Here is a 21,445-nt window from a genome sequence, read left to right as displayed (position 1 = left end):
TCATATATGCCGTATTTGACCGGTGTGAGGCATCGATACCAGCGCACATGAAACGTGAATGAAGACGAGTAAGCCGGGCAAGCTGAGCTTCGGTGACAACGTCACCTTGTTCCAGACGTTGCATCGCGCTCTTTAATACACCGCCTGGATAGGATTTTGCCTGGCCCGCACAGTTTTCGGCAGATTCTTTCCACCAATGGACGCATGCCTGAGGTTCTTCTCGTGCCTGATATGAAGCTTTTTGCTGGTAACGCCACCCCGGAACTAGCACAACGTATTGCCAACCGCCTGTACACTTCTCTCGGCGACGCCGCCGTAGGTCGCTTTAGCGACGGCGAAGTCAGCGTACAAATCAACGAAAATGTACGCGGTGGTGATATTTTCATCATCCAGTCCACTTGTGCCCCAACCAACGACAACCTGATGGAATTGGTCGTTATGGTTGATGCCCTGCGTCGTGCTTCCGCAGGTCGTATCACCGCCGTTATCCCCTACTTTGGCTATGCACGTCAGGACCGTCGCGTACGTTCCGCCCGTGTGCCGATTACCGCAAAAGTTGTCGCTGACTTCCTGTCCAGCGTCGGCGTTGACCGCGTTCTCACCGTAGATCTGCATGCTGAACAGATCCAGGGCTTCTTTGACGTTCCGGTTGATAACGTGTTCGGTAGCCCAATCCTGCTCGAAGATATGCTGCAACTGAATCTGGATAACCCGATCGTGGTTTCTCCGGATATTGGCGGCGTGGTTCGTGCCCGCGCTATCGCTAAGCTGCTGAACGATACCGATATGGCTATCATTGATAAACGTCGTCCGCGCGCGAACGTTTCTCAGGTGATGCACATCATCGGCGACGTCGCTGGCCGTGACTGCGTGCTGGTTGATGATATGATCGATACCGGCGGTACTCTGTGCAAAGCAGCAGAAGCATTGAAAGAACGTGGCGCTAAACGCGTGTTTGCCTACGCGACGCACCCGATCTTCTCAGGCAATGCGGCAAACAACCTGCGCAACTCCGTCATTGATGAAGTCGTTGTCTGCGACACCATTCCGCTGACCGACGAAATCAAAGCGCTGCCGAACGTGCGTACTTTGACCCTGTCAGGTATGCTGGCCGAAGCGATTCGCCGTATCAGCAACGAAGAATCGATTTCCGCCATGTTCGAGCATTGATCGAACCCGGATCTGAAACCCGCTGCGGCGGGTTTTTTTGTCTGTAACACCCTTTTGTATGACTTATGCCTCCTTCACCTGCCATTTAGTTGACAGATGATGCGCTCATGGATGAAACATTATTGTGAACAAATTATTTTCCTCACATGTGATGCCTTTCCGCGCTCTCATCGATGCTTGCTGGAAAGAAAAATATACCGCCTCCCGGTTCACCCGTGATGTGATAGCCGGGATCACCGTCGGGATTATTGCTATCCCGCTGGCGATGGCGCTGGCAATTGGCAGTGGCGTTGCGCCGCAGTATGGCCTCTATACCTCCGCTGTCGCCGGGATCGTGATCGCGCTAACCGGCGGCTCGCGCTTTAGCGTTTCCGGCCCTACCGCCGCGTTTGTGGTGATTTTGTATCCGGTATCGCAACAGTTTGGTCTGGCGGGCCTACTGGTCGCCACGCTGATGTCGGGCTTCTTCCTGATCCTTTTCGGCCTGGCGAGACTGGGGCGATTGATTGAATATATCCCGGTGTCGGTCACGTTGGGTTTTACCTCAGGGATTGGTATTACCATCGGTACCATGCAGATTAAAGATTTTCTTGGTCTGCAGATGGCCCATGTGCCAGAGCACTATTTGCAGAAAGTCGGCGCGCTGTTTATGGCGTTGCCCACCGTCAATATTGGCGATGCCGCCATTGGCGTGGTAACGCTGGGAACGTTGATTTTCTGGCCGCGTCTCGGTATTCGTCTGCCAGGACATCTTCCCGCACTACTGGCCGGTTGCGCCGTGATGGGGATCGTTAATCTGCTGGGCGGCAATGTGGCGACTATCGGCTCACAGTTCCATTACGTTCTGGCTGACGGCACTCAGGGCAACGGCATCCCGCAGCTCCTGCCGCAACTGATGCTGCCGTGGAGTCTTCCTGGCTCCGATTTCACGCTAAGCTGGGATTCACTGCGCGCGCTGCTGCCAGCGGCCTTCTCGATGGCAATGCTGGGGGCAATCGAATCATTGCTCTGCGCCGTCGTGCTGGACGGCATGACCGGCACCAAACATAAAGCTAACAGCGAACTTATCGGCCAGGGGCTGGGGAATATGGTCGCGCCGTTCTTTGGCGGCATCACCGCCACCGCCGCGATTGCCCGCTCTGCCGCCAACGTCCGCGCTGGCGCGACCTCTCCCATCTCGGCGGTAATTCACGCTATCCTGGTCATTCTGGCGCTACTGGTCTTGGCCCCGCTACTCTCCTGGCTGCCGCTTTCCGCGATGGCGGCGCTACTGCTGATGGTGGCATGGAATATGAGTGAAGCCCATAAAGTGGTGGATCTGTTACGCCATGCGCCGAAAGACGACATTATCGTTATGCTGCTGTGCATGTCATTAACGGTTCTGTTTGATATGGTCATCGCCATCAGCGTGGGGATTGTCCTTGCTTCCCTGCTGTTTATGCGCCGTATTGCGCGAATGACTCGACTTGCGCCGGTCAATGTCGATGTGCCTGAAGATGTGCTGGTGCTGCGTGTTATCGGTCCGCTCTTTTTCGCCGCGGCGGAAGGGCTGTTTACCGACCTTGAGTCACGTATTAAGGGCAAACGTATCGTCGTTCTGAAATGGGACGCAGTACCAGTGCTGGATGCAGGCGGGCTTGATGCTTTTCAGCGTTTTGTGAAGCGTCTGCCGGAGGGTTGCGAATTGCGTATCAGTAATCTGGAGTTCCAACCGCTGCGCACAATGGCGCGTGCCGGTATCAAACCTATTCCTGGGCGTCTGACCTTCTTCCCGAACAGGACGGAGGCGTTAGCGGATTTACTCAGTTAATGGACAATGCCCGGTGGCGATAACGCTTACCGGGCCTGAACCGGTTAGCTATGACGACGATTGTCGTTACGGCGGCAACGTTTGTCATAGTGACGTACCCACCAATATTTGTCGCTCACCTGCTCATGCCCCCCTACACGAGCCCCTGCCAGCCAAAGAACTGCCCCGACAAAAATGCTCAGTATTGCGCCATGCGCAAAAAATTGCGGCAAATTAAACTGCGGCAGTTGGTTTAAAATAGAGTAACCCACGCCGACAACCATCACGACCAGCCCCAACCCCATCAGCACGTTACCGAATAACGAAGCGTTTTTGCGTTTCATATGTCACCTCCGGAACTTTTGGGTTGTTTTTAGGAAATCCCCCTAAACTTTATGTGTAAAGTATAGACAACACTTCCATTTGTAAGTGCGGGTGTGATCACAAATGTAAAGTTTCATTTAACAAAACTTTACAAATAACACTCTGAACAGTTTACATTTTTAATAATCAATGCTGGCAATTATTTAATTTACTTCAGAGTGTCGCTGTGTTTTGTCAAGCGGGCAGACAGACAGTAAACTACGCGCCAGTTATGGATCTACTCAGGACAAAAAACGTGGCAATTAAATTGATTGTTGGTCTGGCGAATCCCGGCGCGGAATATGCCGCGACGCGACACAATGCAGGCGCATGGTACGTCGATTTACTGGCGGAGCGCCTACGCGCGCCGTTGCGTGAAGAGCCTAAATTCTTTGGCTATACCTCACGCATCACGCTGGAAGGGGAAGATGTTCGCCTGCTGGTACCCACCACGTTCATGAATCTCAGTGGTAAAGCAGTTGGCGCAATGGCCAGTTTTTACCGTATTCAGCCGGACGAAATTCTGGTCGCTCACGACGAGCTGGATCTCCCGCCGGGCGTCGCGAAATTTAAACTTGGCGGCGGCCACGGCGGTCACAATGGTCTGAAAGACATCATCAGCAAGCTAGGCAATAACCCCAACTTTCACCGATTACGCGTTGGAATTGGTCATCCAGGCGATAAAAATAAAGTTGTTGGTTTCGTGCTGGGTAAACCCCCTGTTTCTGAACAAAAATTAATTGATGAGGCCATTGACGAAGCGGCACGCTGTACGGAATTGTGGTTCAAAGAGGGTCTGGCCAAAGCAACAAGCCGTTTGCATACCTTTAAGGCGCAATAACCAGTGATGTGCGGCATTTTTGCCGCACGCCGTGTATAATAGGCGAAGTTATTTCCATTTCTGCAATCTGTTTTCTATAACAGGTTGATTATTAAGATATTAAGGTGAGTTAAATCATGGGATTCAAATGCGGTATCGTCGGTCTGCCCAACGTCGGGAAATCCACCCTGTTCAACGCGCTGACAAAAGCCGGTATTGAAGCGGCAAACTTTCCGTTCTGCACTATCGAACCGAATACCGGTGTCGTGCCGATGCCCGATCCGCGTCTGGACCAGTTGGCTGAGATTGTTAAACCGCAACGCATTCTACCAACCACGATGGAGTTCGTGGATATCGCCGGTCTGGTAAAAGGCGCATCCAAAGGCGAAGGGTTGGGTAACCAGTTCCTGACCAATATCCGTGAAACCGAAGCTATCGGTCACGTGGTTCGCTGCTTTGAGAACGACAATATCATCCACGTGGCGGGTAAAGTAAATCCGGCAGAAGATATTGATGTTATCAATACCGAACTGGCGCTGGCTGACCTCGATACCTGCGAGCGCGCTATCCATCGCGTACAGAAGAAAGCCAAAGGCGGCGATAAAGACGCCAAAGCGGAACTGGCCGCGCTGGAAAAATGCCTGCCGCACCTGGCCGAAGCGGGGATGCTGCGTTCGCTGGACCTGACGGACGAAGATAAAGCGGCTATCCGTTATTTAAGCTTCCTGACGCTGAAGCCGACAATGTATATCGCTAACGTCAATGAAGACGGTTTTGAAAATAACCCGTATCTGGACCAGGTTCGCGAAATCGCCGCGAAAGAAGGTTCGGTCGTGGTTCCGGTGTGTGCCGCCGTCGAAGCTGATATTGCTGAGCTGGATGATGACGAGCGCGACGAATTTATGGCTGAACTGGGTCTGGAAGAGCCGGGGCTGAACCGCGTTATTCGCGCGGGTTATCGCCTGCTGAACCTCCAGACCTACTTTACCGCCGGGGTGAAAGAAGTTCGCGCATGGACCATTCCGGTTGGCGCAACCGCGCCGCAGGCAGCAGGTAAAATCCATACTGACTTTGAAAAAGGCTTTATCCGCGCCCAAACTATCGCTTTTGACGACTTTATTACCTATAAAGGTGAACAAGGCGCGAAAGAAGCCGGTAAGATGCGAGCGGAAGGCAAAGATTACATCGTTAAAGATGGCGATATAATGAACTTCCTGTTCAACGTCTAAATAACATTCGTTGTCTTATGAGGTTTCATTGAATCTCAGAACAACGGTAAAACTCTATAAAATCCACGCCATTGCGTGGATTTTTCATTTCATAATGTCTCAACTCATCTCGTAACAATGCTGTCAAAAATGAGTACAACATTTTTCCATCTTCATTTTAAGTAAGTACAAGAACGGTATAATAAATAAACAAGGCCCCGTTATGCTCACCGATACGCAATGCCGCACTGCCCGGGCCATAGTGTGAATGTTGTTTCGTCTAAGGTTTTGACTCTATACCAGCGAAAAGCTTTTTAGAAAGGTATAGATACCGTATGGCCTGTTTGGGTTAACTCATATCACAGTATCGCACATAGCCTCAGATCTTGTTCAGGCGTTCCCCCTACACTCGCCACCGAGGATCTTAGGCCAACTGCATGAACTACAAAATTATAATCATTTTGCAATTCTGAAACTAAATATAATTTGCGATTGCACTGCCATTAATTTAATACGCATAATGAATGAATAAAAAATCATTAAAATCGTAGACTGTAATATTCTAAGAGTCTCGTGAAGGAATTCATATTAAAATATTGAGATGATTTTTTAACAAAGAATCAACTCTGTTTGCTCTGTGACTATAAAGAAATACCGAAAGTTTTATTTTTGATCAAATCCAACCGGCTGGACGCACCATCATCAAATTTATATTGACATTCATTAACAATAGTAGAATAGTGACCATAGAAATTTCGGTAGATATACAGGATGATGCCGTGGATAGTTTTATTTATAATTTAATTATTTTCTTATTTATTGCCTTTTTTTATAGCATATTTTATATTCATACAAAGAATAAAAGCTAAAGCAATAAATAAAATTGACAATAGTTTGACGCTTTACAGCATTATCTTTAACAAGGGCGTTCAGGACCATGTCACATCTCCTCAGAATATCATATCACATTTAAAAATCGATCGTTTTTACCCGTTGGTCACTTACCTCCCTGCAATCCCACTCTTTTGTCTTGTTTTATATTGCCTGGAAGGCTTGTCATTAGCAATATTAACAATTTCCATCATTGCATTACTTTCATTTGCTGCATTGAGTCTTACAATGTCACTTGATATATATGAAAATGCTATTGTTCATAATACTTTGCTAAGGAAAAGAGTCTTTTTATTTAGCCAACTTGACTCTATAGATGAAAAAATAGACTATGACGGTGTTCCAAACACAAAAGAAGAAGCACTAATGTATCCAAGATATTATGCCATAGTAAAAAATGGGCGAGTCATCTTTTGCATACCGAAAACACTTAGCAATTACTCCAGTTTCAAAAAAAATTTCAATGAATCGTCTATTTTTATAAAAGAAATAATAGGCAACGAATATTAACCAGATAATTAACCCATTATTTATCAGGAAGGTATAAAATGTTTCAGAATTCAGGCGAAGTGATTATGTACTTCGGTTGTTTTTTATTTTCCTTACCATTCATCCTTGTTTTAATCAGAAAAGTACTTTTTTTTGTGGGGCTACAATATAATTTCCTTCATAGCCACAAAGCAGGTGTCTCTTTTGGATTGCTACTTATATATGGACTTATCATCGCATACATAGGGCAGTCGTATAAAGACAGGATCTGCAATGATGTGATGCTTTCTTATTATGAACAAGGTATAAATTATTCTGAGCTAACGCCATCGCAGAGGATAAATATATTATATGCGAGTATTCATATGCCTATAGATTTCAAAAAAGGTAACGACGTCTCTAAGTACTTACCTGCGTTAGAAAAATACACATACCAATCAAAAATATATAAACATAAATCAATAGAAAAGGCCAAAGAAGAGACAAATCAATTTATGAAAACATTCACACAATAATTATACATACTGCATACCAAGCCACAAGTGCGGTAAACACATCGACCTTTGGTGTACATTAACACTAAGAGCCTATCCCACCAGGCGTTATTGGCGCAGCCAGTTTGGACACGGACAGCGCGCAAAAACCGGAGCGTACACGTAGTACGTGAGGTTTGACTCGCTACGCTCGCCCTTCGGGCCGCCGCTAGCGGCGTTCAAAACGCTAACTCGTTTTGGCGAGCACTGCCAGGACCAAAATGGCAAGTAAAATAGCCCTAATGGGATAAGCTCTAAGCGTCAATCCCTCTTACACAGTTATAGCAGCGCACCAGGTACAATGCATTGATACTTAAAGACTGGTGTAGAAATTCATAATTGGAAACATCGAAGATTCAGAGTTTTCGTCAGAGATCGGGCCAGGGTCAATCTGGCCGGGATCTCAAAAATGCATGGAGCTAAAACGAGTCTATTTACAGTAAGTTCTTTTCTTAATTACCAGTCGACATTCACTGTATGATTATAAAAAGGATGCTGATCCTTTAGCGGCGTCTCATAACTTGGGATCGCATCATAATCATCTTTTCCCCGAACGGAATACCTTCCCGCTTCGATATCAAAACGATGTTTGAGCCATCCCGCAACATGACTTGCGAAAGCCTCTTTTCTTCTTAATGGCCAATCGACAGAAGCCAAATTAACATCTAATAAGTACCGCCCTTCTTTATTAACCTTGATCATTCCAGCCTGCAGTAACGCCCGTACCACCTGGGATTGGTTATCATGAATCCAGACCCAGGCATTTCCAAATTCCATTGCATAGCTATCATTTAAAAAATCTTTTTTTGAATATAATTCACTTACATAATCATTGATAGAGTCAGCATAATTTTTTACTTTAGATGCAGATAAATCAAAAAAAGATTCAAATTCGAAAGTATTGTCATTAATACAGGACAGTAACGCACCCGGTTCCGAGAGCTGGGTCCATGATTGTAAACTCTCTACAGCTATAATGAATTTGAAAGTATTTCTTCCAATGCCACCCCGGTCAATTAAAGTTAAAATATCGTGAGTTACGGTAGGGATATCTTCTGCAAACGGGACGATTATTCCCGCACCACTTATTTCGCTTGATCTAAAATCAAACCCTGGGGTACTTTCAATGTTTTCCGGAATACCATACTCTTTAATATGATTAAGGAAATTATTAATATCGCCACGATATGGCCATCGCCATTCGCGTTCATGTGTCCAGTCAATCTTACCAGGAACATAAGTAACATATCTATATTGTTCAATCAGAGGAAGAGCCGTTTCATCAAGAATACGCTCCCCGTATCTGCCTTGCGAGCATCGAGCATTGTTATGCTGATCCAACCCATATATGACTGGCCTTGCCCCATAATTAAACATTTGCTCTTTAGGTAAAACGATTGCATATAAACCAATATTTTCATTTCGTTCTAATCGGCGAACACCAGTTTCTAAATAAGCTGCAATCGGCATATCTGTAAAGCATACCACCGGGGAGTCACCATATACGGTTCGTTGTCCATTTCGGTATGACCAGGACGAGAAAATTTTATGACTGCGTAAAGATAATCTAAGTAAATATTTAGCATCAATGGAGCATGCATGGTGCTGATTATTAAAACCACAGTGTTCAGGCAAATAAATATGGCTACCGGTCTCTAAATCAACGTCCCGAAAAAAATGAATCAAATAATCGGATAAGTCAAATCTGATGTTATTTTTCATGGGACGCCCTCTTTCAAACAGTCTCTTTTTTGCATTCCTTTAAAACCAGCACCACTATTTTATATAAAAATCATCACGAAGTATGCTTCTTTTAACGATGACATCAACTCCTCCCTCCTTTTGCATCAACTTACGTATCCCTGAAATGGCGAGACCAGGCTAAATCTACCCGAGGTGGCTCGCTGAAAACCTCATTCCGGAACAAGCTCAACCGACCTTCCCCGCCACGGCCCTTTCGCCGAAAAACCGATAATGGGTATAAATATACCGCTATAAGCTATACCCACACACTTCGCATTGTTTCTTATCGTTAATCCGATACGCTTTTTTCACATTATTTCTGGCGATATACGCCGGTGCAAAGTGAATCGGGCTCGTTTCCGCGCTCGCGCGTAACACAATGATTTGCCTTGCTGGCGAAACGTCAACGGACCCGCAAAAGCGCCTTATGCCCCTGGCGGAGCGTGGTGCAAAAAGGAGAAAAAATACGCGTTATGAATAACGAGGAGACCTTTTATCAAGCCATGCGTCGTAAGGGAGTGACCCGACGCAGCTTTCTCAAATTCTGTAGCCTTGCCGCCACATCGCTGGGACTGGGCGCCGGAATGACGCCAAAGATCGCCTGGGCGCTGGAGAATAAACCGCGGATTCCGGTGGTCTGGATTCATGGACTGGAATGCACCTGCTGTACCGAATCCTTTATCCGTTCCTCGCACCCGCTAGCCAAAGATGTGATCCTCTCGCTGATTTCCCTCGATTATGACGACACCCTGATGGCCGCCGCCGGCGCACAGGCCGAAGAAGTCTTTGACGATATTACCACTCGCTACGCCGGGAAATACATTCTGGCGGTGGAAGGCAATCCGCCGTTAGGAGAGCAAGGAATGTTCTGTATCAGCGGCGGCCGCCCGTTTATTGAAAAACTGAAGAAAGCCGCCGCGGGCGCCAGCGCTATTATCGCCTGGGGAAACTGCGCCTCCTGGGGTTGCGTCCAGGCCGCCCGCCCCAATCCGACCCAGGCAACGCCTATCGATAAAGTGATCACCGACAAGCCGATCGTGAAAGTCCCTGGATGTCCGCCAATCCCGGATGTCATGAGCGCCATTATCACCTATATGGTGACGTTTGATCGTCTGCCGGAACTCGATCGCATGGGCCGTCCACTGATGTTCTACGGTCAGCGTATCCACGATAAATGCTACCGTCGCGCCCATTTTGACGCCGGTGAATTTGTCGAGAGCTGGGATGATGACGCCGCCCGCAAGGGATACTGCCTGTACAAGATGGGCTGTAAAGGGCCAACCACCTATAACGCCTGCTCCTCCACACGCTGGAATGACGGCGTCTCCTTTCCTATCCAGTCCGGTCACGGATGTCTGGGATGTTCAGAAAATGGTTTCTGGGATCGCGGCTCGTTTTATAGCCGCGTGGTGGATATTCCCCAGATGGGTACCCATTCAACCGCCGATACGGTGGGGCTGACCGCGCTGGGCGTGGTCGCGGCGGGCGTTGGCGGTCACGCTGTCGCCAGCGCGCTCAACCAACGTAAACGCCACAAACAACAGTTAGCGCAAGCCGAACAACAGCCGGACAATGAGGATAAACAGGCATGAGTAACCAGTATCAAACCCAGGGTTATACCGTTAACGACGCCGGCCGTCGTCTGATCGTGGACCCGATTACCCGCATCGAAGGGCATATGCGCTGCGAAGTGAACATTGATGAGCAAAACGTCATTACCAATGCCGTTTCCTGCGGCACAATGTTCCGCGGGCTGGAGATCATTCTGCAAGGCCGTGACCCACGTGACGCCTGGGCGTTTGTTGAACGTATTTGTGGTGTCTGTACCGGGGTACATGCTCTGGCGTCGGTGTACGCTATCGAAGATGCGATTGGTATCCAGGTACCGGATAACGCCAATATTATACGTAACATCATGCTGGCTACGTTGTGGTGCCACGATCATCTGATCCATTTTTATCAGTTAGCCGGCATGGACTGGATTGATGTTCTGAATGCGCTGAAAGCCGATCCACGCGCCACCTCGCAGTTGGCGCAAAGCCTTTCCGCCTGGCCGATGTCATCGCCGGGCTACTTCTTTGACGTACAAAATCGATTGAAGAAATTTGTCGATGGCGGCCAGCTTGGGATATTCCGTAACGGCTATTGGGGACATCCACAGTACAAATTGTCGCCAGAGGCTAATCTGATGGGCTTTGCCCACTATCTTGAAGCCCTCGACTTTCAGCGTGAGATCGTCAAAATCCATACCATATTTGGCGGTAAGAACCCCCATCCTAACTGGATCGTCGGCGGGATGCCGTGCGCGATCAATCTCGATCAAAGCGGCGCGGTCGGGGCTATCAATATGGAGCGCCTCAACCTGGTGCAGTCGATCATCACCCGCACCGCCGACTTCATTAACAACGTGATGGTTCCGGACGCGCTGGCTATCGGCCAGTTCAATAAAGCATGGAGTCAAATTGGCACCGGTCTGTCGGATAAATGCGTGCTGAGCTACGGCGCATTTCCGGACATTGCCAACGACTTCAGCCAGCAAAGCCTGTTAATGCCGGGCGGCGCGGTGATCAATGGCGATTTTAAAAACGTTATGCCGGTAGATTTGGCCGATCCGCAGCAGATACAGGAGTTTGTGGATCACGCCTGGTATCGCTATCCGGACGATCGGCTGGGCCGTCATCCTTTTGACGGCATTACCGATCCCTGGTACAACCCGGGTGATGTCAAAGGCAGCGATACGCATATCCAGCAGCTCAACGAGCAGGAACGTTACTCCTGGATTAAAGCGCCGCGCTGGCGGGGTCATGCCATGGAAGTCGGCCCGCTTGCCCGAACGCTTATCGCGTATCACAAAGGGGATGCCGCCACCATAGAGTCGGTAGATCGCATGATGTCCGCCCTAAAACTGCCGCTCTCCGGTATCCAGTCTACGCTTGGCCGTATTTTATGCCGCGCGCACGAAGCGCAATGGGCCGTCGGTAAGCTGCAGTATTTTTTCGACAGGCTTATGACCAACCTGAAAAACGGCGACCTGGCCACCGCCAATACCGAGAAATGGGAACCGGCCAGTTGGCCGCAGCACTGCCGCGGCATCGGTTTTACCGAAGCGCCTCGTGGAGCGTTGGGACACTGGGCGTCAATCCGCGATCAGAAGATTGAACTCTATCAGTGCGTGGTCCCCACCACCTGGAACGCCAGCCCACGCGATCCTAAAAAACAGATCGGCGCCTATGAAGCGGCATTGATGGGAACGCAAATGGCGATTCCCGACCAACCGTTAGAAATCCTGAGGACGCTGCACAGCTTCGACCCCTGCCTCGCCTGTTCAACCCACGTGCTCGGCAACGACGGCAGCGAACTGATTGCCGTCCAGGTACGCTAAGCGTTAAGGAAAAGAACGATGACTGGAAAGCTATCTCCACGCGTCGGGGAGGCGCGTGATACTGCCGTCAGCCACTATGTGTTTGAAGCGCCGGTACGCCTGTGGCACTGGCTAACGGTGGCCTGCATGTTGGTACTGATGGTAACAGGTTACTTCATTGGCCGACCGCTGCCGTCGGTGAGTGGCGAGGCGACCTATCTGTTTTATATGGGCTATATCCGGCTGATCCACTTTGCCGCCGCGATGATCTTTACCGTGTTACTGCTGGGGCGAATTTATTGGGCCTGTGTCGGCAACCGCTATTCGCGAGAGCTGTTTATCGTCCCGGTCTGGCGTCGCAGTTGGTGGCAAGGCGCTTTTTCCGTGGTCCGCTGGTATCTGTTTCTGGAGAAAAAACCGGGGAGCGACATCGGACATAACCCTGTCGCGCAGGCCGCGATGTTCGGCTATTTCCTGTTATCGGTATTTATGATCCTCACCGGTTTCGCTCTGTTTGGCGAGCATAGCCAGTACGCTATCTTTGCGCCGTTCCGCTATGTGGTTGAATTTTTCTACTGGACCGGCGGCAACTCCATCGATATTCACAGTTGGCACCGACTGGGCATGTGGCTGATCGCCGCCTTCATCGTCGGGCACGTTTACCTCGCTATCCGGGAAGACATTATGTCCGACGATACGGTGATCTCCACCATGATCAATGGCTATCGCAGCCACAAATTCCCCAAACCGCACGACAAGGAGCCCTCATGAATGCGCAACGCGTAGTGGTGATGGGATTAGGAAACCTGTTGTGGGCCGATGAAGGATTCGGTATCCGGGTCGCGGAGCGTTTGTATGCCCGATATCACTGGCCTGAAGAGGTAGAAATTGTGGACGGCGGTACGCAAGGGCTAAACCTGTTAGGTTATGTTGAGCAAGCCAGCCATCTCCTGCTCCTTGACGCGATCGATTACGGCCTGGCGCCGGGCAGCCTGCGAACCTATGCCGGCGAGAAAATCCCCGCGTATCTCAGCGCCAAAAAAATGAGCCTGCATCAAAACAGTTTTTCCGAAGTTCTGGCGCTGGCCGACATCCGCGGGCATCTGCCCTATCACATAGCGCTGGTCGGTCTGCAACCGGCACAACTGGACGACTATGGCGGTAGCCTGAGCGAAATAGCTCGCGGCCAGCTACCGGCGGCGGAACAGGCCGCCCTGGCGCAACTGGCCGCCTGGGGGATCGTACCGCAGGCAAACGAGGTCGCACGCTGCCTGAACTATAAATGCCTGTCGATGGAAAATTATGAGGGAGTGCGCATACGTCAGTATCAGACACGTCTGGAGGGCAAAAGAAGTGGCGAATGACACCCCGTTCTCTGCACTATGGCAGCGCCTGTTAACCCGGGGATGGCAACCGGTAGAGGTTTCCACAGTAGACGACTGGATCAAACGGGTTGGAGATGGCGTCGTCCTGTTAAGTAGCGATCCGCGGCGTACGCCGGAAGTCAGCGATAACCCGGTGATGATCGCCGAACTTCTGCGTGAGTTTCCACAGTTTGACTGGCAGGTGGCGGTGGCCGACCTTGAACAAAGTGAAGCTATCGGCGATCGCTTTAATGTACGTCGGTTTCCGGCGACGTTGGTTTTTACAGACGGCGAGCTACGCGGCGCGCTCAGCGGTATTCATCCCTGGGCTGAACTGCTCACGCTGATGCGTTCGATGGTTGACACTCCCGCAGCGCAGGAGACAGCACAATGAGCAACGCCTTTTTTCATCTGCTGGGGCCAGGCACGCAGCCTGATGACGCCAGTTTCTCGATGAATCCCCTACCGCTCACCTGTCAGGTCAATGGCGACCCAAGTATGGCGGCGCTGGAACACTGCGCTCACAGCCCGGCAGTGATGGCATTGTTGACCGATCTGCGAGGTCAGCTTGCCCGGCGCATCCCGGAAGTCGGCGACGTGCTGGGATGGGAGTTATCTCCCCTGAATGCCGATGATCTCTCATTCCTCAATACGCTATTGGGCGAAGGCGAAGTCTCGGTACGCATTCAGCATCCGGACGGGAGTGAAAGCGAGATCCAGGAGACCATCTTCTGCGGCCTGTGGCGGGTGCGCCATCTGCATAACCGACGTCTGCTGACGGATCGTCTGGAAGCGGGTAGCGCGCCCCTGACATTGTGGCAAGCGGCGACTGCCGATACGCTGCCTGACGACTCTCTGCTGCCTCCGCCTGTCGCTGGCCTGATGAATGGACTGCCGCTGGCCCATGAGTTATTGGCGCACGTACGCGATCCGGCATCGCAACCTCACAGCATCAATTTGACCCAACTGCCGCTCAGCGAGGCCGATCGCCTTTTTCTGGCGCGTTTATGCGGACACGGGAACATCCAGATTCGCATCTCCGGGTATGGCGAAAGCCAAATCAACGCCACAGCATTGCGCCATCTCTGGCATGTGCGCTGTCTGGACGCCCTTAAAGGGCCGTTGCTCGATAGCTATGAGATTTGTCCTTTGCCGGAGCTGGTACTGGCGGCCCCGGAAGATCTGGCCGATTCGCGCCAGCGCCTGGATGAAGTCTGCCGATGGCTGGAGACGCGCTAGCGCTCTCAACAGGAACGTCACCGGTGTCCGGTACTGATTAGCTTTTTACTCTCTTTCTGCCTACAGGAGTTAGCATGTGGGATGTCATTGACTTATCGCGCTGGCAGTTTGCGCTGACCGCGCTGTATCACTTTTTATTTGTTCCTCTTACGCTTGGGCTGATTTTTTTGCTGGCCGTCATGGAGACGATCTATGTGGTGACGGGGAAAACCGTCTACCGCGATATGACGCGTTTCTGGGGCAAGCTCTTCGGGATCAATTTTGCTCTCGGTGTGGCTACCGGCCTGACCATGGAGTTTCAGTTCGGGACTAACTGGTCGCTCTATTCCAACTATGTGGGCGATATTTTCGGCGCGCCGCTGGCGATGGAAGCGTTACTGGCCTTTTTTCTCGAATCCACTTTTGTCGGCCTGTTCTTTTTCGGCTGGCAGCGGCTGAATAAATACCAACACCTGCTGGTCACCTGGCTGGTGGCCTTCGGTTCCAATATTTCAGCATTATGGATTCTGAATGCCAATGGCTGGATGCAGTATCCTACCGGCGCTCATTTCAACATCGATACGTTACGGATGGAAATGAGCAGCTTCAGCGATCTGGTCTTTAACCCGGTGAGCCAGGTGAAATTCGTCCATACCGTCATGTCCGGTTATGTCACCGGCGCCATGTTTATTATGTCCATCAGCGCCTGGTATCTGCTACGTGGCCGCGAGCGTGAGGTGGCCTTGCGCTCGTTTGCTATCGGCTCAGTATTCGGCACCCTGGCCATTCTGGGAACCCTGCAACTGGGGGACAGTTCGGCCTACGAAGTCGCCCAAATTCAGCCGGTGAAACTGGCGGCGATGGAAGGCGAATGGCAAACCGAACCCGCGCCCGCGCCGTTTCATCTGATTGCCTGGCCGCAGCAGGAACAGGAGCGTAATGCGTTTGCCGTGAAGATCCCCGCTCTGCTGGGTATTCTGGCCACCCATTCGCTGGATACGCCGGTTCCGGGGTTAAAAAACCTGATGGACGACGCTCTGCCGCGCCTGAAGCGTGGCCGGGAGGCCTGGTTACTCATGCAGGAGATAGCGCAAGGCAATCGCTCGCCGCAGGTACTGAATGCGTTTCACGCCGTTGAGGGCGATCTGGGGTACGGCATTCTGCTGGCGAAATATGCCCCGGATATGAACCATGTGACGCCGGAGCAATATCGTGCGGCCCAGCGTGGCGCTATTCCTCAGGTGGCGCCGGTGTTCTGGAGTTTCCGTATTATGGTCGGCTGCGGTTCGCTGCTGTTAGTGGTGATGTTGATTGCGTTGATACAGACGCTGCGAATGCGTATCGACCAGCATCGCTGGGTATCGCGTATGACGCTCTGGAGCCTGCCGTTACCGTGGATTGCCATTGAAGCCGGTTGGTTTATGACGGAGTTTGGCCGTCAGCCCTGGGCGATTCAGGACATTCTGCCGACCTGGTACGCTCACTCCGCGCTGACGCCGGGCCAGTTGGCCTTCTCAATGGGGCTTATCCTCGGACTTTACACCCTGTTTTTAATCGCGGAAGTCTATCTGATGCAGAAGTACGCGCGTCTTGGGCCAAGCGCCATGCAACATCAACAACAAGCGCAACAACAGGGATAAAGGAGACAATCATGTTGGATTATGAAACGTTGCGGTTCATTTGGTGGCTGCTGATCGGCGTCATCCTGGTGGCCTTTATGGTAACTGACGGGTTTGATATGGGTGTCGGTTGCCTGCTCCCGCTGATAGCGCGTAACGATGACGAACGCCGGGTGTTGATCAATAGCGTCGGCGCCCACTGGGAAGGAAACCAGGTATGGTTGATCCTCGCGGGCGGGGCATTATTCGCCGCCTGGCCACGGGTCTATGCCGCCGCGTTTTCCGGTTTTTATGTGGCGATGATCCTGGTGCTGTGTGCCCTCTTCTTTCGCCCGCTGGCCTTTGATTATCGGGGAAAAATCGCCAATGCCCGCTGGCGCGCGCTGTGGGATACCGGTCTGGTTATCGGCAGCCTGGTTCCCCCAGTCGTATTCGGCATCGCGTTCGGCAACCTGTTTTTAGGCGTGCCGTTTGCCTTCACGCCGCAGCTTCATGTTAACTATTTTGGCACCTTCTGGCAGTTACTCTCGCCCTTTGCCCTACTGTGTGGATTATTGAGTCTGTCGTTGGTGATTATGCAAGGAGGCGTCTGGTTACAGTTGAAAACGGAGGGCGTTATTCGTCAACGGGCTCTGTCGGCCACCCGCCACAGCGCGCTGCTGATCGTGATCTGCTTCCTGCTAGCCGGTTACTGGCTGTGGGCCGGCGTTGATGGCTTTGTCTTGCTCACGCAGGATGCCAACGGCCCTTCCAATCCGCTCTTAAAAGGCGTGGCGATACTCCCTGGCGCATGGATGAACCACTTTATACGCTCGCCGCTACTGCTCATCATCCCGTTGCTCGGTATGATCCTGCCGATTCTGGCTTTCTATGCCTGCCTTCGCGGTCAGACTATTCGTGGATTTCTGTTCGCTTCCCTGACCCAGGCCTGCGTCATCTTTACCGCCGGCATAACGCTATTTCCTTTTGTGATGCCGTCGAGTGTTAGTCCTCTCTCCAGCCTGACGGTGTGGGACAGCACCTCCAGCCAGATGACGCTCGAAATCATGCTGGTGATTGTGCTGATTTTTCTGCCAATCGTACTGCTCTATACGCTGTGGAGCTATTACAAAATGTTGGGGCGTATCAACCTGGAGACCCTCCGCCGCAACGATCATGAACTTTATTAGGGAGCGAGAGCGATGTGGTATTTACTGTGGTTTGTCGGCATTCTGCTGATGTGCTCACTGTCGACGCTGGTGCTGGTGTGGCTTGAGTCGCGTCAACAATAAAGAGGTAAACCGGGGTCAGCGCCGTCTGACTCCGGTTATTTTTATCTTTTTACGCGCCTGGCGAAGACGTTTCCCCGCCGACAGGACGACATAACATTGATACATGTCGTTATCATAATGTTTACTTTTAGAGGTGCGTCATAATTATGACAAATAGCCACCTTGCACATATTTCGCATATTTAAGCAATTAATTGCATAATTAGCAATATATCACCTCTTATAGCGGATAGTTAACCACTTCCCATCCAAAATCATAACGAAAATCCAACTGCCTGCCATTTTTGATCTGAGTTAATTGTTTAAAAAAGTGTTAAATTTATCGCTACATGGTGTGATCTACTATGTACCACGGTCAATTAAAGAACATATTACTTTTATCACTAAGGTTTATCATGGATAAGTTATCTTACGCTTCAGATAGCAGCACATCTGCCTGGAATACCTACCTGCAACAAATCGAGCGTGTGGCCCCTTATCTGGGCGAGTTATCCCCCTGGGTGGATACTCTGCGCCACCCAAAACGCGCTCTGATCGTCGATATTCCGGTACAAATGGATGATGGCACTATTCGTCATTTCGAAGGATATCGCGTGCAGCACAACCTCTCCCGAGGTCCGGGTAAAGGCGGTGTTCGCTACCATCCTGACGTTGATCTCAATGAAGTGATGGCCCTGTCAGCATGGATGACCATCAAATGTGCCGCGCTGAACCTGCCATACGGCGGCGCTAAAGGCGGTATCCGCGTCGATCCGTTCTCGCTGTCGGAAGGTGAACTGGAGCGTTTGACCCGCCGCTATACCAGCGAGATCGGCATTATCATCGGGCCGCAGAAAGATATTCCTGCGCCGGATGTCGGCACCAACGGTAAAGTGATGGCCTGGATGATGGATACGTATTCCATGAATCATGGCACGACGGTCACTGGCGTCGTCACCGGTAAGCCTATCCATCTTGGCGGTTCGCTGGGCCGTGAAAAAGCGACGGGGCGCGGCGTTTTCGTCAGCGGGCTGGAAGCCGCACGTCGGGCGAATATTGCCGTTGAAGGCGCTCGCGTTGCGGTTCAGGGTTTTGGTAACGTCGGCAGCGAAGCCGCGCGTCTGTTTGCAGGCGCTGGCGCCCGTGTCGTGGCGATTCAGGATCATACCGCGACCCTGTTTAACGCCACCGGTATTGACATGAAGGCGCTCACGGCATGGCAGACAGAACACAAACAGATAGCCGGTTTCCCGGGCGCGGAAACTATCGCCAGCGATGCGTTCTGGCGTCTGGAGATGGATATTCTGATCCCGGCGGCGCTTGAAGGTCAGATAACTCGTCAGCGCGCGGAAGCCCTGACGTGTAAGCTGGTGCTGGAAGGGGCTAACGGCCCGACCTATCCGGATGCTGATGATGTTCTGGCCAGCCGTGGTATCCTTGTGGTGCCTGACGTGGTCTGTAACGCAGGCGGCGTAACCGTCAGCTACTTCGAATGGGTACAAGATATGGCCAGCTTCTTCTGGAGCGAAGAAGAGATCAACGCGCGCATGGACAAAATCATGACCGACGCGATTGTCCATGTCTGGGAGAAAGCGGCTGAGAAATCCTGTTCTCTGCGCACCGCAGCCTATATTGTCGCCTGTGAGCGCATTCTGTTGGCCCGTAAAGATCGCGGTATCTATCCGGGTTAAGGCTACAAGTTATTGCGCTAAAATCCACGTCCCGGCGTGGATTTTTTGTCTGTATCCCCCGTTTTCCACGCGCGCGCCGATAAATTCTGTCTCAATAAAATGTCTGTTTGTTCGCAAAATAGCGGTTCAATCACGCGTATCTGGTCATCGTAGACTAAGGTTTTGTCATGGTAAATGCCGTTGGCTTTGGCTCACCGCTAAGGAGATAACTTGATGATACCCCCAGAGATTCGCCGTTCTGTTCTACTGCAGAAAGCCATAAAACTGGCGCTGGCAGGGACACTGCTGACGTTTGCATCGTTTTCGGCGACTGCCGCAGACCCGTCTTCCGACACTGAAACTCCGCAGCCGCCGGATATTTTGCTTGGCCCGCTCTTTAATGATGTCCAGAATGCAAAACTCTTCCCCGATCAGAAAACCTTTGCTGACGCCATACCTAATAGCGATCCGCTCATGATTCTTGCGGATTATCGTATGCAGCGGAACCAGTCCGGCTTCGATTTACGTCATTTTGTTGATGTTAACTTCACCCTGCCGAAAGCGGGTGAAAAATATGTCCCGCCTGCCGGGCAGTCATTGCGTGAACATATTGATGGCCTGTGGCCGGTGCTGACACGTTCAACTAAAAACGTCGAAAAGTGGGACTCGCTCTTGCCGTTGCCTGAATCCTATGTCGTGCCGGGTGGTCGATTCAGAGAGATTTACTACTGGGACAGCTACTTTACGATGCTGGGGCTGGCGGAAAGCGGGCACTGGGATAAGGTGGCGGATATGGTGGCGAACTTTGGTTACGAAATTGACGCCTGGGGGCATATTCCTAACGGCAACCGTACCTACTACCTGAGTCGTTCGCAGCCGCCTTTCTTTGCGTTTATGGTTGAGTTACTGGCGCAACATGAAGGTGACGATGCGCTGAAAGAATACCTGCCGCAACTGCAAAAAGAGTACGCCTACTGGATGGAGGGCGTTGAGACATTGCAGCCAGGGCAACAAAACCAACGCGTCGTCAAACTGGAAGACGGCAGCGTTCTCAACCGCTACTGGGACGATCGGGATACGCCCCGCCCTGAATCCTGGGTTGAAGATATCGCTACCGCCAAAAGCAACCCCAACCGCCCGGCAACGGAGATCTATCGGGACCTCCGTTCTGCTGCCGCCTCCGGCTGGGATTTCAGCTCCCGCTGGATGGATAATCCGCAGCAGCTCAGTACCATTCGTACCACCACTATTGTCCCTGTCGATCTTAACGCTCTGCTGTATCAGCTGGAGAAAACCCTCGCCCGCGCCAGCGCTGCGGCGGGCGATCGGGCCAAAGCCTCGCACTATGACGCGCTGGCCAACGCGCGGCAAAAAGCCATTGAAATGCATCTGTGGAATAACAAAGAGGGTTGGTATGCCGACTACGATCTGCAGAACAATAAAATCCGTGACCAACTCACCGCTGCCGCGCTGTTCCCGCTCTATGTAAACGCCGCCGCGAAAGATCGCGCCGCGAAAGTGGCGGCGGCGGCCCAGGCGCATCTGCTACAGCCTGGCGGGCTGACTACCACCTCGGTTAAAAGCGGACAGCAATGGGATGCGCCAAACGGCTGGGCGCCGTTACAATGGGTCGCTGCCGAAGGATTGCAAAATTATGGGCAGGATGACGTGGCAATGGAAGTCACCTGGCGCTTTTTAACCAATGTGCAGCACACCTACGATCGCGAGAAAAAACTGGTCGAAAAATATGATGTCAGCAGCACCGGAACCGGCGGTGGCGGCGGCGAATACCCACTTCAGGACGGCTTTGGCTGGACCAACGGCGTGACGCTGAAAATGCTCGATCTGATTTGTCCGCAGGAAAAACCGTGCGATAGCGTACCGTCTATTCGTCCGGCATCGTTAAGCGCAACGCCGACAAAAACGCCGTCTGCAGCGACGCAGTAACGCGTGTTTAT

General features: G+C 51.4%; 18 protein-coding genes and 1 pseudogene. 17 read left to right on the top strand and 2 right to left on the bottom strand.

All coding sequences use genetic code 11. The annotated features are described in order from the left end of the window. The first annotated feature begins 222 nt into the window (after positions 1–222). Together prs and dauA are read left to right on the top strand one after the other, a co-directional pair. Positions 223–1,170, top strand: coding sequence for a ribose-phosphate diphosphokinase (gene prs, locus NA197_RS14080; RefSeq protein WP_001518537.1), 948 nt, complete (start codon positions 223–225; stop codon positions 1,168–1,170). A gap of 124 nt (positions 1,171–1,294) precedes the next feature. Then, the gene (gene dauA, locus NA197_RS14075; RefSeq protein ID WP_001037182.1) at positions 1,295–2,980 is read left to right on the top strand and encodes a C4-dicarboxylic acid transporter DauA; all 1,686 of its coding nucleotides are present in this window, start codon (positions 1,295–1,297) and stop codon (positions 2,978–2,980) included. Positions 2,981–3,024: 44 nt separating this feature from the next. Here dauA and ychH read toward each other — a convergent pair whose 3' ends face one another. Continuing rightward, positions 3,025–3,303, bottom strand: coding sequence for a stress-induced protein YchH (gene ychH, locus NA197_RS14070; protein WP_000823878.1), 279 nt, complete (start codon positions 3,301–3,303; stop codon positions 3,025–3,027). A gap of 275 nt (positions 3,304–3,578) precedes the next feature. Here ychH and pth point away from each other — a divergent pair, with 275 nt between their 5' ends. From pth to NA197_RS14050, 4 genes and pseudogenes are all read left to right on the top strand, one after another. Beyond that, positions 3,579–4,163 carry an aminoacyl-tRNA hydrolase gene (gene pth / locus NA197_RS14065; protein WP_000985595.1) on the top strand — a complete coding sequence of 195 codons (585 nt, stop codon included), beginning with the start codon at positions 3,579–3,581 and terminating at the stop codon, positions 4,161–4,163. 116 nt (positions 4,164–4,279) lie between these two features. Next, positions 4,280–5,371, top strand: a complete 1,092-nt coding sequence (ychF, locus tag NA197_RS14060; RefSeq protein WP_000505850.1) for a redox-regulated ATPase YchF — start codon at positions 4,280–4,282, stop codon at positions 5,369–5,371. A 758-nt stretch (positions 5,372–6,129) separates the two neighbouring features. Beyond that, positions 6,130–6,751, top strand: a pseudogene (locus NA197_RS14055) (hypothetical protein). A gap of 38 nt (positions 6,752–6,789) precedes the next feature. Continuing rightward, complete coding sequence (locus NA197_RS14050) at positions 6,790–7,245, top strand: hypothetical protein (RefSeq protein ID WP_023181696.1); 456 nt, start codon at positions 6,790–6,792, stop codon at positions 7,243–7,245. A gap of 474 nt (positions 7,246–7,719) precedes the next feature. Here the strand turns inward: NA197_RS14050 and NA197_RS14045 are convergent, their stop codons facing one another. Next, positions 7,720–8,985 (bottom strand): DUF4427 domain-containing protein, encoded by a 1,266-nt coding sequence (locus NA197_RS14045; RefSeq protein ID WP_064043484.1) that lies wholly within the window; start codon positions 8,983–8,985, stop codon positions 7,720–7,722. A gap of 494 nt (positions 8,986–9,479) precedes the next feature. Here NA197_RS14045 and hyaA point away from each other — a divergent pair, with 494 nt between their 5' ends. From hyaA to NA197_RS13990, 11 genes are all read left to right on the top strand, one after another. After that, positions 9,480–10,598 (top strand): hydrogenase 1 small subunit, encoded by a 1,119-nt coding sequence (hyaA, locus tag NA197_RS14040; protein WP_001058312.1) that lies wholly within the window; start codon positions 9,480–9,482, stop codon positions 10,596–10,598. Next, positions 10,595–12,388 carry a Ni/Fe-hydrogenase large subunit gene (gene hyaB / locus NA197_RS14035; protein ID WP_064043483.1) on the top strand — a complete coding sequence of 598 codons (1,794 nt, stop codon included), beginning with the start codon at positions 10,595–10,597 and terminating at the stop codon, positions 12,386–12,388. Before hyaA ends, hyaB begins: the two co-directional genes overlap by 4 nt. Positions 12,389–12,406: 18 nt before the next feature. After that, the gene (hyaC, locus tag NA197_RS14030) at positions 12,407–13,138 is read left to right on the top strand and encodes a Ni/Fe-hydrogenase b-type cytochrome subunit (RefSeq protein ID WP_000147031.1); all 732 of its coding nucleotides are present in this window, start codon (positions 12,407–12,409) and stop codon (positions 13,136–13,138) included. After that, positions 13,135–13,731 (top strand): hydrogenase 1 maturation protease, encoded by a 597-nt coding sequence (hyaD, locus tag NA197_RS14025; RefSeq protein WP_052932117.1) that lies wholly within the window; start codon positions 13,135–13,137, stop codon positions 13,729–13,731. The genes hyaC and hyaD overlap by 4 nt, the downstream gene beginning before the upstream one ends. Further along, positions 13,721–14,125: a hydrogenase-1 operon protein HyaE gene (gene hyaE / locus NA197_RS14020; protein WP_052932118.1), complete on the top strand. Its 405-nt coding sequence runs from the start codon at positions 13,721–13,723 to the stop codon at positions 14,123–14,125. Before hyaD ends, hyaE begins: the two co-directional genes overlap by 11 nt. Next, positions 14,122–14,970 carry a hydrogenase expression/formation protein gene (locus tag NA197_RS14015; protein ID WP_053445735.1) on the top strand — a complete coding sequence of 283 codons (849 nt, stop codon included), beginning with the start codon at positions 14,122–14,124 and terminating at the stop codon, positions 14,968–14,970. Before hyaE ends, NA197_RS14015 begins: the two co-directional genes overlap by 4 nt. Before the next feature lie 74 nt (positions 14,971–15,044). After that, complete coding sequence (gene appC, locus NA197_RS14010) at positions 15,045–16,589, top strand: cytochrome bd-II oxidase subunit 1 (RefSeq protein ID WP_064043482.1); 1,545 nt, start codon at positions 15,045–15,047, stop codon at positions 16,587–16,589. A gap of 11 nt (positions 16,590–16,600) precedes the next feature. Next, positions 16,601–17,737: a cytochrome d ubiquinol oxidase subunit II gene (gene appB / locus NA197_RS14005; protein ID WP_000888118.1), complete on the top strand. Its 1,137-nt coding sequence runs from the start codon at positions 16,601–16,603 to the stop codon at positions 17,735–17,737. A gap of 12 nt (positions 17,738–17,749) precedes the next feature. Then, a complete protein-coding gene (gene cbdX / locus NA197_RS14000; protein ID WP_000270306.1) occupies positions 17,750–17,839 on the top strand; it encodes a cytochrome bd-II oxidase subunit CbdX in 90 nt (29 codons plus the stop codon). Positions 17,840–18,233: 394 nt separating this feature from the next. Continuing rightward, positions 18,234–19,508, top strand: coding sequence for a Glu/Leu/Phe/Val family dehydrogenase (locus NA197_RS13995; protein WP_001526439.1), 1,275 nt, complete (start codon positions 18,234–18,236; stop codon positions 19,506–19,508). A gap of 213 nt (positions 19,509–19,721) precedes the next feature. Continuing rightward, positions 19,722–21,434 (top strand): alpha,alpha-trehalase, encoded by a 1,713-nt coding sequence (locus NA197_RS13990; RefSeq protein ID WP_064043481.1) that lies wholly within the window; start codon positions 19,722–19,724, stop codon positions 21,432–21,434. Positions 21,435–21,445 lie beyond the last annotated feature (11 nt).

It is taken from the genome of Salmonella sp. NW884, from assembly GCF_051700745.1.
Classification (GTDB): Bacteria; Pseudomonadota; Gammaproteobacteria; order Enterobacterales; family Enterobacteriaceae; genus Salmonella; species Salmonella enterica.
Note: the sequence above shows the minus strand (reverse complement) of the source record. Positions and strands in the feature narration are given on the sequence as shown.